The organism is Streptomyces sp. NPDC002018 (genome assembly GCF_042890865.1).
In the GTDB taxonomy this organism is placed as follows: Bacteria; Actinomycetota; Actinomycetes; order Streptomycetales; family Streptomycetaceae; genus Streptomyces.
In genome coordinates this window covers 163345-177397 of the sequence record NZ_JBIASO010000017.1, presented here as the reverse complement: position 1 = coordinate 177397, position 14053 = coordinate 163345, and the positions used below count along the sequence as shown (strand labels likewise).

The 14053-nt window shown below is 74.3% G+C and carries 9 protein-coding genes; 1 reads left to right on the top strand and 8 read right to left on the bottom strand.

What is annotated here, in order from left to right; translation table 11 throughout:
- Positions 1 to 168: 168 nt before the first annotated feature.
- The 3 genes from ACFYYH_RS25800 to ACFYYH_RS25790 form a co-directional block, all read right to left on the bottom strand.
- Positions 169 to 771, bottom strand: a complete 603-nt coding sequence (locus tag ACFYYH_RS25800; RefSeq protein ID WP_388555473.1) for a class F sortase — start codon at positions 769 to 771, stop codon at positions 169 to 171.
- 294 nt (positions 772 to 1065) lie between these two features.
- On the bottom strand, positions 1066 to 1584 hold the full coding sequence (locus tag ACFYYH_RS25795; RefSeq protein ID WP_388555431.1) for a hypothetical protein: 519 nt from the start codon (positions 1582 to 1584) through the stop codon (positions 1066 to 1068).
- 210 nt (positions 1585 to 1794) lie between these two features.
- The gene (locus tag ACFYYH_RS25790; protein WP_388555428.1) at positions 1795 to 2772 is read right to left on the bottom strand and encodes an aminotransferase class IV; all 978 of its coding nucleotides are present in this window, start codon (positions 2770 to 2772) and stop codon (positions 1795 to 1797) included.
- 257 nt (positions 2773 to 3029) lie between these two features.
- Between ACFYYH_RS25790 and ACFYYH_RS25785 the strand changes: the two genes are divergently transcribed.
- Positions 3030 to 3506: a gamma-glutamylcyclotransferase family protein gene (locus ACFYYH_RS25785; RefSeq protein WP_388555425.1), complete on the top strand. Its 477-nt coding sequence runs from the start codon at positions 3030 to 3032 to the stop codon at positions 3504 to 3506.
- Between the two features lie 57 nt (positions 3507 to 3563).
- On the opposite strand, the gene ACFYYH_RS25780 is transcribed toward ACFYYH_RS25785, so the two are convergent.
- From ACFYYH_RS25780 to ACFYYH_RS25760, 5 genes are all read right to left on the bottom strand, one after another.
- Positions 3564 to 5774, bottom strand: coding sequence for a molybdopterin oxidoreductase family protein (locus ACFYYH_RS25780; RefSeq protein WP_388555422.1), 2211 nt, complete (start codon positions 5772 to 5774; stop codon positions 3564 to 3566).
- A 212-nt stretch (positions 5775 to 5986) separates the two neighbouring features.
- Positions 5987 to 6712: a vancomycin high temperature exclusion protein gene (locus ACFYYH_RS25775; RefSeq protein WP_388555419.1), complete on the bottom strand. Its 726-nt coding sequence runs from the start codon at positions 6710 to 6712 to the stop codon at positions 5987 to 5989.
- Positions 6713 to 6970: 258 nt separating this feature from the next.
- The gene (locus tag ACFYYH_RS25770) at positions 6971 to 8950 is read right to left on the bottom strand and encodes a hypothetical protein (RefSeq protein WP_388555416.1); all 1980 of its coding nucleotides are present in this window, start codon (positions 8948 to 8950) and stop codon (positions 6971 to 6973) included.
- Positions 8947 to 12927, bottom strand: coding sequence for a DUF5682 family protein (locus tag ACFYYH_RS25765; RefSeq protein ID WP_388555414.1), 3981 nt, complete (start codon positions 12925 to 12927; stop codon positions 8947 to 8949). The genes ACFYYH_RS25770 and ACFYYH_RS25765 overlap by 4 nt, the downstream gene beginning before the upstream one ends.
- Positions 12914 to 14050, bottom strand: a complete 1137-nt coding sequence (locus ACFYYH_RS25760; RefSeq protein ID WP_388555412.1) for an AAA family ATPase — start codon at positions 14048 to 14050, stop codon at positions 12914 to 12916. Before ACFYYH_RS25760 ends, ACFYYH_RS25765 begins: the two co-directional genes overlap by 14 nt.
- Positions 14051 to 14053: the final 3 nt, after the last annotated feature.

The window sequence follows — 14053 nt, the reverse complement described above, 5'->3', positions numbered from 1 at the left end:
CCACCCCCCAGGTCATCCGTTCGACAGGGGGCAACAGTCATGCCGAGCCCGGAGGCCAGCGGCCCTCTTGCAGGACCACAGAAAACATAACGGGGCTCAGGGCCTGGGGGACCCGACGGCTTGGCGGGTCTGAGGGCTTGACGGGCGGCGGGGCTGTGGCTCCGCGGGTTACTTCACGCCGGTGAGATGCGCGTACGCCACGACATTGCTCTTGTAGCCGGTCTTCTTCGAGAAGCCGCCCCCGCAGGTGATCACCCGCAGCTCCGCCCGGTCCGAGGACCCGTACACCTTGCGGTCGGGGAAGCCGGCGTTGTCGTACACCTCAAGGGCGTCGACCGAGAAGACGGCGGTACGGCCGTCGGCGCGGGCCACTTCTATCCGGTGGCCCTTCTTGAGCTTGCCCAGCTCGTAGAAGACGGCGGGTCCGCGCGCGTTGTCGACATGACCGGCGATGATCGCGGTGCCCTTGGCGCCAGGGGAGGGGCCGTCCTTGTACCAGCCCGCGACATTGCGTACGCCGGTCGGCGGTACGTCGAGGCCGCCGTCGCGGTCCAGGCCGAGGCCCAGGAGCGGGGTGTCCACCTTGATCCCCGGGATGCGCAGACCGACGGGGGCGGCGGACGACAGCGGGGCGGCGGCGGGTGCGACGCGGTGCCCGGAGCCGGTGCTGGTGCCGGAGCCGCTGCCGGTGCTGGATCCTGAGCCGGGGTTCCCGAAGGACTCCGAGGCGGGCGGCTCGGGCGGGGTCACCTCCTCGGAGCCGTTTCCCATCAGCCAGATACCGGCACAGAGGGCTATCGCTATCGTCCAGCTCGAACCGCCCCGGTGCCTGCTGCAGTAATAGCCGTAGCCCTGCTTGTGGTTGTAGCCGTATTTGCTGTCGTAGTCGTACTCACAGTTGGCTCTGCAACGGCGGGCACTGCGGTAGTAGCTCATGAATGCTGTCCTCCGGACGAACGTTCCCGGCATGGGGGGAACTGGATGAGGTTCCCCGCCCCGGTCGGCGACGTGCGTGACAGGGGCGGGGACATGAGGCGGAACCGGGGCCGTGGAGACCGGCCCTCGTCAGCTTTCCTGCGCGCCGCTCGCCCGGCGGCGCAGGCGCAAGGTCCCGCCGACGGCGGCAGCGGCCACAAGGGCCGCCCCCGCCGCGATCTGGGTGGTGTCGGGGCCGACGCTGCCGCCGACCCCCGATCTCACATGGCCGCGCGGCTCGCGGCCGTGCTCCACGAAGAGTTCACGGATGACCTCCCTGCCGTTGTCGCAGCGCACACCGATGCGGTGCGCACCACGTCTGACCTCGTGCGGCACACGGAACCGACCGACCAGGACCTCCCGGTCGGCGGCGCGCTCCAGCCGGAACTCCCCGCCGCCGACCGATCGCGCCTCACCTTTGGCGCCGCCCTCGCGGCAGGCGGTGGTGCTGACGGAGACGAGGGTGCCCGGACGCGCGACCTTCGGAGAGAACTCCAGACGGTCGAGATCATCCGCGGCGGCTGCCTTCACGGGGGCGCACAGGGAGGTCAAGCCTATTATCGAGGCGGCCGCCAGCGTGGTACCGGTCAGGCGGGCGGTGGGGCGCATGTGATCCTCCGAGGCAGCGCGGTAGTCGTCACCTCTGAGATAAGGCGCCCGTCGGCGCGTACGCCTGCTGATGGACGATCAGATTCGCCCGTCGGGCCCGGCGCATCCTGCCAAACGGTGGGCGTCTTCGCAGGTCAGAGCGGCTGACACGGCGTCACTCGGGCAAGCTGTCCGGCACGCGCCGAATGGGTGACCGGGGTGCCGCCGTGATCAGATCCGGTCCCACTCCACGCTCTCGTACAGCTCCGTCACCGTCTTCAGCAGAGCCGGGTCGCCCGGGAGGACCGTCCCGTCGATCCTGGTCACCGGGGCGACCCCGTGCGAATTGGTGACGAAGGCGGCGCGGAACAGGGGCAGGTCCGCCAGGGTGACCCGGCGCCGGACCGACGGGAGCCCGGCGTCCGGGAGGCGCGGTTCCAGCAGCGCCATCGTGATGCCCGTCAGGGCCGGGGCGTCCGGCCATACGACCGAATCGCCGTCCCAGAAGGCGATATTGGCGATCGCGCCCTCCGCGACCACGCCGCCGGGGCCGGTGAGCAGCGCGTCGTCGAACCCCGCGCGTTCGGCGAGCCGGCCGTAGTGGATCTGCGCGAACCCACCGAGATGCTTGATGTGCGGGACCGGGCGCAGGTACGGGACGGACATCAGGCTCTGCGCCCTGCCGTCCAGGGCGGCCGGCGGCCGTACGGTCACCATCAGGCTGGTGCTGGTGCTGGTGCTGGTGCTGGTGCTGGTGCTGGTGCTGGTGCTGGTGCTGGTGCTGGTGCTGGTGGTGCCAGTGGTGTCTGTACCGCCGGTGGTGCTGCGCGCGTGGCCTGTGCCGGTGGTGCTGGTGGTGTCGGTGGTACCGGTGGTACCGGTGGTGCCGGTCGTGTCGCCGGTGCGGCCGGTGTCGGACGGTCCGTCCTGCCGCTCGTGGACATACACCCGGGCCGACGCGTCACGTACGCCGTCGAGCGCGTGCCGGAGCGCCGCCCGTACGCGCTCGCCGTCCAGGCCCGTACCGAACAGCTCACGGGTGGCGGCGTCGAGCCGGGCGAGATGGAGGTCCATCCCGCGTGCCCGGCCGTCCCTGATCTGGAGGGCGGTGAAGTGCCCGTAGGTGTCCAGCGCGCGGAGACGCAGATCGGCCTCGGTGGCGGGCCGGCCGTCGACCTCGACCAGCAGGTGCGGTGTGGCAGTCGTCATGCTCCTCACCGTACGACGTGGTGCGGAGCGGATCCGTCGGCGGCCGAAGGGTGCGGCGGAGATGCGTACGGTGCTGTACTACCGCCTGGCTCCGCCCCCGCCGGCAGTCCGCACCCTGCCCGGAGCCGGAGCCGGAGCCGGAGCCGGAACCGTCCCCGCCCTCGTCCCGAAGGAGCCAGCCCCGTGCCCCCTGCCGAGTATCTGACCGTGCTGACCACGATCGACAGCGCCGCCAGGGCCGACGAGACCGTCGCGCCATGAGTGCGGGCGCCGCCGAAGGGGCGGGACAACTGCCCTTCTTCGTGTACGGCACGCTCCGGCCGGGCGAGCCCAACCATGATCTGTGTCTGCGGGGCCGCACGGCCCATGAGGAACCGGCTCGTCTGGAGGGGGCGGTGATGTACGACGGCCCCGGATATCCGTACGCGGTCGAGGCCCCCGGCGGCGTCGTGGGCGACCTCATCACGGCGATACCGGGGGAGTACGGCGAACTGCTCGCCGTACTGGACGAGTTGGAGGAGTACTTCGGGGCCGGTGATCCGGCCAACGTCTACGAACGGGTGGCTCGCGAGGTCCTGTCGGCCGACGGCACCCCGGTCAGGGCCTGGGTGTACTTCGCGGCGCCTCGGGTGGGCCGTGAACTGCGGGCGCGGGGACGGCTGATCGCGGAGGGCGACTGGCGGGCGTATGTCGGTCCGTACTCACCCACCCACCGGGACGCACCGGCCGGATGACGGTCGGCCGGGTCATGGCAGGCCGGATCGCGGCGGACCGGATGACGGTCGGCCGGGTCATGCCGGCTCCGGCGGTTCCTGGGGCTCGGTGCGTTCCACCCGTACCGCACACACCTTGAACTCCGGCATGCGCGAGGTCGGGTCGAGCGCCGGGTTGGTGAGCGTGTTCGCACGGCCCTCGCCCGGCCAGTGGAACGGCATGAACACCGTGTCCGGCCGGATGCCGTCCGTGATTCGCGCGGGCGCCACCGCCCGGCCGCGCCGTGACACCACGGCGACCGCCTCCCCCTCCACCACCCCGAGTTGGGCCGCGAGCCGGGGGTGCAGCTCCACGAAGGGGCCGGGTGCGGCGGCGTTCAGCTCGTCCACCCGCCGGGTCTGCGCGCCTGACTGGTACTGGGCGAGGACCCGCCCGGTCGTCAGCACCACCGGATACGCGTCGTCGGTCTCCTCCGCCGACGGCCGGTCGACGACCGGTACGAAGCGCGCCCGCCCGTCGTCGGTGGCGAAGCGGTCGAGAAAGAGCCGCAGGGTACCGGGGTGCGGTCGCGTGGCCGTAGCCGTAGCCGTAGCCGTAGCCGTAGCTGTGGTCCTAGCCCTCGCCGGGGCTGAGGCAGGGGCCTTCTCCTCCGACGGACACGGCCAGAACACCCCGTCCTCCTCGGCTATCCGGCGGTAGGTGATGCCCGAGTAGTCCGCGGGACCGCCCGCCGACGCACGGCGCAGCTCCTCGAAGACCTCCTCCGGGTCCGCCGGGAAGCCCTTCTCGTGGCCCAGCAGTCCGGCCAGCCCGTGCAGGATCTCCAGATCGCTGCGGACCCCCGCCGGTGGCGCCGCCGCTCGTCGGCGCAGCAGCACGCGGCCCTCCAGATTGGTCGTCGTACCCGTCTCCTCCGCCCACTGGGCCGCCGGGAGCACGACATCGGCGAGCGCCGCCGTCTCCGAGAGCACGACGTCCGCCACGGCCAGGAAGTCCAACGAGCGCAGCCGCTGCTCGACATGGGCGGCGCGGGGCGCGGAGATCACCGGGTTCGACCCCATCAGCAGCAGGGATCTCACCTCCGTACCGAGCGCGTCGAGCAGTTCGTACGCGCTGCGCCCCGGGCCAGGAAGCGTGTCCGGGGATACGCCCCACACCCCGGCCACATGCGCCCGCGCCGCCGGATCGTCCAGTCGCCGGTAGCCCGGCAACTGGTCCGCCTTCTGACCGTGTTCACGTCCGCCCTGGCCGTTTCCCTGGCCGGTGAGACAGCCGTAACCGGAGAGCGGCCGGCCCGCCCGTCCCGTCGCGAGACAGAGATTGATCCACGCGCCCACCGTGTCCGTGCCCTTGGACTGCTGCTCGGGGCCGCGTGCCGTGAGAACCATCCCCGACTCCGCGTCGCAGAACAGCTCCACGGCACGCCGCAGTTCGGGCACTCCGACGCCCGTGACACGTTCCACCAGCTCCGGCCAGTGCGCCATCGCCCCGGCCCTGGCCTCGGCCCAGCCGGTCGTACGGTCCCGGATGAACTCCTCGTCCGTACGCCCCTGCGCCACGACGAGGTGCAACAGCCCCAGCGCGAGCGCCAGATCGGTGCCGGGCCGGGGTGCGAGATGGAGATCCGCGTGCTCGGCCGTCCTCGTACGGCGCGGATCCACGACCACCAGCGTGCCGCCGTTCTCGCGCAGCTCCGTCAGATACCGCAGCGCGGGCGGCATGGTGTCGGCGAGATTCGACCCGACGAGGACAACGCAGCCGGTGCGCGCGATGTCCGCCAGCGGAAACGGCAGACCACGGTCCAGACCGAAGGCCCGCTGATGCGCGGCGGCGGCCGACGACATGCAGAAGCGGCCGTTGTAGTCGATCTGCGACGTGCCGAGCACGACACGGGCGAACTTCCCCAGGGTGTACGCCTTCTCGTTGGTGAGACCGCCGCCCCCGAAGACCCCGACCGAGTCGGCGCCATGGGCCGCCCTGGTACGGGCCAGCCCGGACGCGACGGTGCTCAGCGCCTCGTCCCAGCCGGCCGGTTCGAGCCGGCCGGTGGCGGGGTTCCTGATCAGCGGCTCGGTCAGCCGTACCCGCGAGGAGAGCAGCGCGGTCGCGGTACGGCCCTTTCCGCAGAGCGCGCCCCGGTTCACGGGGAAGTCCGTGCGCTCCACCACCGTCAGTCCTCCGGAGCCCCGTTCTCCGCCGGACTCCAGATTCATCCCGCACTGGAGCGCGCAGTAAGGACAGTGGGTGGGGACGGTGCCGGAGGCGGGGACGGGGGAGGCGTCGGTCATCGGCTCAGCCTGCGGCGAGGGTGTTTCGCGAACGCCCGCACCCGGTTACGCGGCCGGTACGCACACCTCCGACCGGCCGTCACCCCTCTGTGAGCCCCGCGCCGCCGCGCCGCCGGGCCGCCGGGCCGCCGGGCCGCCGGGCCGCCGGGCCGCCGGGCCGCCGGGCCGTGCAGTTGTGCCGCCAGGCCGCCTGGCCGCCGCGCCGCCGGGCGTCAGCGGACGCGGCCCACCCCGAGGGCCTCGGTCACACTTGTCTCGGCCGGTCCGAGGAAGGTGGGATCCGGCCGCAGCAGGGCCTCGGCCGCCGCCTTGCCCGAGGCGAACACCTCCCGTATGCCGCCGTAGTACCAGGTCACATCACGCCGCTCGGTGACCCCGACCCCGTACGACTCGATCCCCGCCGACCGGCAGAGCGCCACCGCGCGCCGGACATGGAAGCCCTGCGTGACCAGCACCGCACGCTCGACGCCGAATATCTTCCTGGCCCGTACGCAGGAGTCCCAGGTGTCGAATCCGGCGTAGTCACTGACGATCCGGCCGTTCGGCACGCCCTGCTCGATGAGATACGTCCGCATCGCGTCCGGCTCGTCGTACTCCACCCGGCTGTTGTCGCCGGTGACCAGCACGACCTTCACCTTGCCCGCGCGGTACAGCTCCGCCGCCGCGTCGAGGCGGTGCGCCAGATACGGCGACGGCCGCCCGGACCGCAGCCCGGCCCCGAAGACCACGGCGACATCCGCGGCCGGGACATCGGAGACCGTACGGACCCGGCTGTCGGCGACCGCGTGCATCCAGGTCGAGGGCATCAGCGCCAGCACGCATCCGAGCATGACCGTCCGCACCGCGCGCCGCCGTCCCTGCCGGGTGCGCGGCCACCACGTGCGTCCCCGCAGCCGCTGCAATCGCAGCGCCCGCAGCGCCCGCAATGCTCGCGGCATCCGTGGCAGCCGTGCCGACCAGGACGGCTCCGCCGCCCCCGGTGTCACCGCATCAGGTGTCGCCGCACCCGGTCGTGGCCCACCCGGTCGTGGCCCACCCGGCCCCGGCGCACCCGGTGTCGGCACCCCCGGTACCGGTACACGCGGCCTCGGCGCACGCGGGCGCGGAACACGCGGGCGTGACAGCTTCGGCAGTGGCATGGCTCCCCCTGACTGGGTCGTTCTTTTCTCCTTCTCTACGACGAACGGCGGCGCCGATCAGTTCGCGGGGGGTATGGCGGGCGCCCAGGCAGCCAGCAGCAACGACTCGGCCGCGGCCGACGCGTACACCGCCGCGGCCAGCCAGGCCAGGGCGAAGCCGCCGGGATCGGCGGGCAGCAGGCGCCCGAGGACGTCGTGGCGCCGGTCGGCCGCCGCCTCCGCCAGGGCCTGTACTCGTTCCGCCCCGGTGGTCAGGCCCACGGTCCTGAGCCGGCGCGGCAGTTCGCCGTCCGCCGACACGGCGGACACCGCACGGCCTCCCGCGACCGCGCGGTCCACCGCCCTGCGCAGCAGATCCAGCTCGACCGGGAGCGCGGGCGGCGCCGAGGCGACCGGCACGGCCGACGGCATCGCTCCGAGCGGAGCCGCCCCTGCCGCAGGACCCCCGGAGCCCGCCGGACCCCCCGAGCCGGCCGGACCTGCCGTGTCCGCCGCCCCGCCCCCCGCACCCGTCGGGGTGACCGGGGCGGCCGGGATGTGTGAGCGGTGGAGCCGGCGCAGCCCCAGATCCGTCCGTACGGGCTCCCCGTCATGGCCGGTCCAGGACGCGGCGAGCACCTGTACCCGGTCGGGCCGGTCCGGCACGACCCGGGCGATCAGCCGCAGCGCCAGACCGGAACGGCCGGCGAGCAGCCGGAGATTCTCGGCGTACGGCAGGTCGGGCCGTTCGTCCGGTGCCGACAGCCGGAGCGTGGGACCGCCCGACACGGCGAAGCCCGCGCCGGTGTGCACCCCGTCGAGGAAGAGCAGATCGCCGCCCGCCGTACGGGCCTCGGCCGGCTCGGCCGACCAGCGCAGCGCCGCCGCCAGTTGCTCCACCGGCGGCCGCTCCCAGAGGGCGGCGAGCGGCGCTTCGTGCCAGCCCGCACCGGCGGCCCGTACGGAACGGACCTGCCCGCCACCACCGATCCGGCCGTCCGGCGAGACGGTCGGCGCCGTCAGGATCACCCCGCCTCCGTCGCCCAACTCCCGCAGCGGAAGCGCGCACCCGCCCGGCACCGGAGTACCGGACGCCTGGAGCGCGCGCTCCGGTCCACCGGGAGCGACATCCGACACCGTACGGAGCGTGCCGTCGGGGGCGAGGGCGTACACGGTGGCACCCGCGTACCCGGAAGCGGTCACCACCGGCTCGGTGAACACTCCGTACAGCCGGAGTGGTCCCTCCGGCCGGTAACTCCTGCGCGCGGGGGAGAGGGCCGCAGCCGGCCGGCGCACCAGATCCAGCAGCTCGGCCAGCTCGGCGGTGAGCGTGGACAACCGGAACGCGGGGTCGTCGGAGCGGGCCTCGGCCAGCAGCCGCGCGATCCGGACGGCGGTGGCGGCGGGGCGGTACAGCCCGGCCAGCCGCGCCGAGTGCGCGGCGTGGAGCAGCTCGGCGCGGTGCACGGCACCGGAACCGGCGACGCCCGCGACCAGGACGGCCGTCACGGCATCACGCAGGGCGCCGAGCGCGGTGGACTGAGCGGCACTGAGGGTGGGTTCGGCGAGGCCCGGGTGCGCGCCGGCTCCGGTCCCTTCCCGTGTCTCCTTCCCCGCCTCCTTCCCCGTCCCCTCCCCTTCCGTGTCCGTGTCCGCCTCCGCGCCCTTACCCGCGTCTGCCTCCGTGTCCCCCCTGTCCCCTGTGTCTTCCTTCCCGGCTTTCTTCCCCTCCTCCTCGAACGTCTCCTCCTGGTCCTCCTCCACCGCCAGGGGGGCGCTGGACAGCACGGCCGCGCGGTGCAGACAGGCCGGGGCCAGCAGACAACTGCACACGGCGTGGTCGTCGGCGGCCACGATCCCGGCCGTGACCTTCAGCGTCACCGCCGTGTCGTCCGCGACACGAACCAGCACACCGTCCGGATGCGGCTCCACCGGCCATCCGGCCGCTTTCGCCACCGCCCCGTCGACCCGCTTGCGCAGCCGGGCGGGCAGCAGATCGAGCGCTGCGGCGGCCACCGCGGCGGTCACCGGCGGCAGTACCGCCGTGGCATCGGTCATCGGTGCGCACCTCCCACGCGTTCGCCGACCCAGCGGGCCAGCTCCAAGGGGCTCAGCGCCGCGACCGGCATCCCCGCCCCCACCAACTGCCCTGCCACGCCCGCCGAATAGCGCGGCCTTCCCTCGTCGTCCAGCGAGGCGCACCCCAGGACATGGCATCCCGCGTCGACCAGCGCCCGTACCTCGGAGAGCAGCGGGGAGACCGGACCGCCCTCCTCGAAGTCGCTGATCAGCACGACCAGCGTGCGGGACGGTACGGTCACCAGATCACGGGCGTGGCGCAGCCCGCGCGCGATGTTCGTCCCGCCGCCGACCCGCACTTCGAGCAGCAGGCTCAGCGGGTCGTCCACCTGGTCGGTGAGGTCCACCACCTCGGTGGAGAACGCCACGAAGTGCGTGCTCACCGCGGGGACACCGGCCAGCACGGAGGCGGTGAGCGCCGCCCAGATCGTGGAGGCCTCCATCGAACCCGACACATCCACGACCAGGACCAGCCGCCAGTCGGCCGCCTTGCGGGCGCGTGTACGGAAGACCGGCCGTTCGGGCAGGACCGTCACCGCTCCGGTGTCCGGGTCCCGCCGGGCCCTCGCCAGATTGGCGCGCAGCGTACGGGCGAGATCCAGCGGGCCGCCGGGGCGACGGGTGGGGCGCGGATGGGAGAGCCCGGTCAGCGCGGGGCGCATCCGGTTGGCGAGCGCCTCGGTCAACTCGGCGACCAGCCGCGCCACCAGGGGCCGGAGCCGGGCGAGCTGGGACTCGGGGAGCCCACCCGCGTACGACAGGACGGTACGCAGCAGCTCCACGGAGGGCCGCGCCGAGGCCGGGTCCAGCTCCAGGGCCGCGTCGAGCCGGCCCGCGTCGGCGGCGGCGGCGAGCACCTCTTCCCGGACACCGGGCCCGAACAGCGCGGACAGCTCCTCCGACCAGGTCCGGACATCGGGATACGACGCCTCTGACCCGCCCCCGGACCCGCCGTGGCCGCGCTCCTCGCCCTGTGACCCCTCGCCGCGCCCGTAGCCGTACAGCTCGTCCAGCGCCGCGGCGAGCCGTCCCGCCTGTCCGCTCAACCCGCGCCCCCGCCCGAGCAGCAGCCGCCAGCGCTCCCCGGGAGCGAGCGCCGCGTCCGCCGGGCGCGCGACATCCCCGGTGGTGCCGGTGCCGCCTGCCCCCGCGAGTGCCGTTTCCTCCGCTCCGGTACCGACGGACGCCGTTACTGATGCCGACGCCGACGCCGACGCCGACGCCGATGCCGGAGCAGCCACCGCCACAGCCAAGGGTGCAGCCGTAGCCGTAGCCGTAGCCGTGTCCGTAGCGGCCGGTGTGGGCCGTGTGCCCGGCGCCGGAGTCAGGCCGTGTGCCGCCAGCGCCTCCCGGCCCGCCAGATCCGCCGAGGCCAGAAGGGCCAGGGTCACGGGATCCGCCACGGAAGCGGGAAGCGCGCCCGTCGCGAGCCCCGTACGGTCCTCGACCGTGGCGAGCAGACGCGATCTGGCGGCGGGGGAGAGGGTGTCGAAGCCCGCGCGCAGAGCAGGCAGCCGGTCCAGGAAGGGACGGTCGGGGAGGGCCTCGACCCGTTCCAGCAGCGGGTCCAGCGCGGCGCCCGCCTCCAGCAGCGGACCCGCCGCGAGCAGCACCCCGCTGAGAAAACCGGCCAGATCGGTGCGGAGCGCGGGTGTGGCCGCGCTGTCCACACGGGACGCCAGCCGTGTGCCGAACTCGGCCGCGTCCCGCTGTCCCAGCAGCACCCGGGCCGCGCCCGCCGCGCCCCGGATCAGCGCTGTCCCCTCCGTGTCGAGGCGGGCCAGCGCGGCATCGAGCCGCAGGCCACCGCCGAGCGCCGTGGAGGCCCGGTCGGCCAGTGAGACCAGCGCCCGCGCGTCCGCCGGATCCGTGGAGCCCGCGAGCCCGTCCAGCGCGCGGACGCCGGCCGCGGCCAGCTCCTCGTACGCCGAACCGAGCATGGCCCGCTCCCACTCGGGGGGCAGTCCCGGCAGATGCCCGGAACCGATCCGGTCCAGCAGCGCGAGCCCGGAGAGCAGTTCGGGCAGGGTGCCGGCCGCGGGCAGCAGCCCGGCGGCCTCCGCCAGCCGTTCCGCGGCGAGTGCCGGCAGCCCGCAGCGCGCCGACTCCTCCAGCCCCGCGAGTACCTCGGCGGCCGTGGGCCCGCCGGCCCGGCGCTCCGCCGCCCATCGGCGGCGCAGCACGCCCGCCGCCGCCTGATCGAGCGTCACCCCGTGCACGCCCGCCACATCGAGCATCGCCGCCGTCGACGGGGACCAGGCCACGGACCAGCGGGTGCTCAGCGACGCGGCGTCGCCCACGCCCGCCACCCCGGTCTCCTCGCCGTACGGGACACGGCAGACCGCGAGCCTGCGCAGGCACAGCTCACGGCGCCGGTCCAGTTCGCCGCGGTGCGCGTCGAGCCGTAGCTCCCGGCGCTCGGGAGTGGCCGGCGTGGGCAGCGACAGCGTTCCGAGCAGCGCCTCCACGGCCGGTCCGAGGCCCGAGCGGGGCGTCCCTGGCGCGAGCCGGCCCTGCCGGTTGCCCACCAGGACCTTCTCCATGGCGGCGGCCACGACCCGGCCCCGACCGAACAACTGCCCCTGGGTGAGGACGGTCTGTGCCGCCTCCGCCAGCTCCCCGCGCCCGGCCGCGGGCAGGCCGCGCAGCGTGGCCAGATCCCTGGCGACCCGGACCACCTCACGGGCGTCGGCCGGGCCGCTCGGGTGCCCGGCGTCCCGGATCCCCGCGCAGATCCGGACGGCGGTCGCCGTCAGCAGTTCGTCCAGCAGCGCCGGATCGCCCGCCGCCCGGTGCACCCCCCGCTGCCACTCCGGGTCCTTGATCCCCGCCGGATAGCCCGACCGCTCGTCCAGCAGCGCGTACGTGTACGGCACCAGCGAGGTCACCACGGATCGGCCGTCCCGGCCCGCCCGGCCGCCGCCGCCCTGGGCGGCGCGTCCCGTGCTGCCCGGGGCTCCACCGGTCGCCGTACCGACAGCTCCCCCCGTCCCCGCACCGGCGACCCCCGTCCCCGCACCCGCGACCCCCGTCCCCGCACCGGCGGAGAGCGTCCTCCTCGCCGCCCCGTCCCGCTCGTCCGCCGCCCCGTCCCGCTCGTCCGCCACGCCGTCCCGCTCGTCCGCCCCCGCGCCCGGCAGCAGTGCCGGGGCGTGGAACGCGCCGATCACCGCCGCCGTACGGCGGCCCTTGTGCCCGGCCAGCCGGCGCCGCATGTTCGCCTCGCGCCGCAGGTCGTACGGATCGACTGGTCCCGCGTCGGTCCTGAGCGCCCAGCCGACCAGCAGCGCGGCCCGCCGCAGCGCCTCCGCGCCGGAACCGGGAGCCGCCGACTCGACCAGCCGGTCCCACAGATCGTCCCCGGGCCGCCCCCCGGCCCGCGCCCGCAGCGCGGCGGAGAGCGTCCCCCTCGCCACCCCGTCCCGCTCGTCCGCCACCCCGTCCCGTTCGTCAGCCGCCCCGTCCGCCACCGCGTCCGGTACCGGTCCTTGCCCCGGCGACGGCGAGGGCGACGGCGAAGGCACCGGCACCGGCATGGGCACCGGCCCCGCGTCCAGCTCCCGTACCTCCTCCGGTGCCTCGTCCCTCGCCGCCAGCGGAAGATCGAAAGGAACGACCTCCACCCCCGCCTCCCGTGCCCAGCGGATCGCCGCCAGCTCCGGCGAGAACTCGGCGAACGGCAGGAACACCAGCCCGCCCGCCCCGTCGCCCCGGCTGCCCGCCAGGGCGACCGGAGGCACCGTCGCCGGGTCGGCGAGATACGGCAGCCAGGACGCGAACTCCTCCGGCAGCTCGACGAACAGCACCTCGGGCGCCGCCTCCGCCAGCATCGCCGGGACGGCCGCGGCCAGCGCCGGGGAGTGGTGCCGCACCCCGATCAGATACGGCTCCCGGCACCCCGCGAGCCCGGCCAGCGCGTCCGCGACGGTCCCGTCGCCCGGTTCAGCCCAGCTCATGGCGCAGCTCCCACAGCGTCCGCCACAGCGGAGCGCCCGCCTCGGCCCGCCGGCGCACCGGACCGTCCCAGTACCCCAGCAGCCGCGCGTGGTCCGCCGGATCGTCCTTGCGCACCGTGCCGAGGAGATGGCCGGGCAGCGTACGGACGACATCCCGGCCGTCGCCGAGATACGCCGCGCCGAGCCCCATCGACGTGGCCACATGGACCGCCTCCGCCGTGGACATCACCGTCGAGGGGCGCTCGATCTCCCAGCCCTCCGCGCTCCGGCCCGTCCGCAGGTCCCGGAACGCGGTGACCAGCGCTTCGAGCACCGTGTCATCCACCGAGAAGGCGGCCCCGCCACGCTCCAGCGCCGCCGTCGCCTGGCCGCGCACCAGCGCGGTCTCCGCGTCGAGATCGTCGATCGGGCCGACCGTCTCGAAGTTGAACCGCCGCTTCAGGGCCGCGGACATCTCGGAGACGCCCTTGTCCCTGAGGTTGGCGGTCGCGATCAGGGCGAAGCCGGGCACGGCGTGGACCGTGCCGTCCCCGTCCTCCCCGCCCGCCAGTTCGGGCACCGACATACGGCGCTCCGAGAGGAGCGAGACCAGGGAGTCCTGCACCTCGGGCAGACAGCGGGTCACCTCCTCGATCCTGGCGACCGCGCCGCGTGTCATGGCGGTGAGGACGGGGGAGGGCACCAGGGCCTCCCGGCTCGGGCCCTTGGCGAGCAGCATCGCGTAGTTCCAGCCGTAGCGGAGCTGGTCCTCCGTGGTGCCCGCGGTCCCCTGCACGGTGAGCGTGCTGGTGCCGCACACCGCGGCCGACAGCAGCTCGGAGAGCATCGACTTGGCGGTGCCGGGCTCCCCGACGAGCAGCAGCCCGCGCTCACCCGCCAGCGTCACCACGCACCGCTCCACCAGAGAGCGGTCCCCCACGAACTTCCGTGAGATCACGAGCTGTCCGCCGTCCGGAGCCCGCAGCGGCTCACCGTCCGTGCCGCACACGAACAGCACCACCGCACGGGGAGTCAGCCGCCAGCGCGGCGGCCTGGGCCCGCTGTCGTACGACTCCAGGAACGCCAGCTCCGCGGCGTAACGGTCCTCGGGCAGTTCGAGCTGCCGCCCCGGCGGTGTTTCCATGTT

Bases quoted from the DNA above. Each gene is read 5' to 3' on its own strand.
- ACFYYH_RS25800 (WP_388555473.1), bottom strand. From the start codon at position 771: ATGGGAAACGGCTCCGAGGAGGTGACCCCGCCCGAGCCGCCCGCCTCG.
- ACFYYH_RS25795 (WP_388555431.1), bottom strand. From the start codon at position 1,584: ATGCGCCCCACCGCCCGCCTGACCGGTACCACGCTGGCGGCCGCCTCG.
- ACFYYH_RS25790 (WP_388555428.1), bottom strand. From the start codon at position 2,772: ATGACGACTGCCACACCGCACCTGCTGGTCGAGGTCGACGGCCGGCCC.
- ACFYYH_RS25785 (WP_388555425.1), top strand. From the start codon at position 3,030: ATGAGTGCGGGCGCCGCCGAAGGGGCGGGACAACTGCCCTTCTTCGTG.
- ACFYYH_RS25780 (WP_388555422.1), bottom strand. From the start codon at position 5,774: ATGACCGACGCCTCCCCCGTCCCCGCCTCCGGCACCGTCCCCACCCAC.
- ACFYYH_RS25775 (WP_388555419.1), bottom strand. From the start codon at position 6,712: ATGCCGCGAGCATTGCGGGCGCTGCGGGCGCTGCGATTGCAGCGGCTG.
- ACFYYH_RS25770 (WP_388555416.1), bottom strand. From the start codon at position 8,950: ATGACCGATGCCACGGCGGTACTGCCGCCGGTGACCGCCGCGGTGGCC.
- ACFYYH_RS25765 (WP_388555414.1), bottom strand. From the start codon at position 12,927: ATGAGCTGGGCTGAACCGGGCGACGGGACCGTCGCGGACGCGCTGGCC.
- ACFYYH_RS25760 (WP_388555412.1), bottom strand. From the start codon at position 14,050: ATGGAAACACCGCCGGGGCGGCAGCTCGAACTGCCCGAGGACCGTTAC.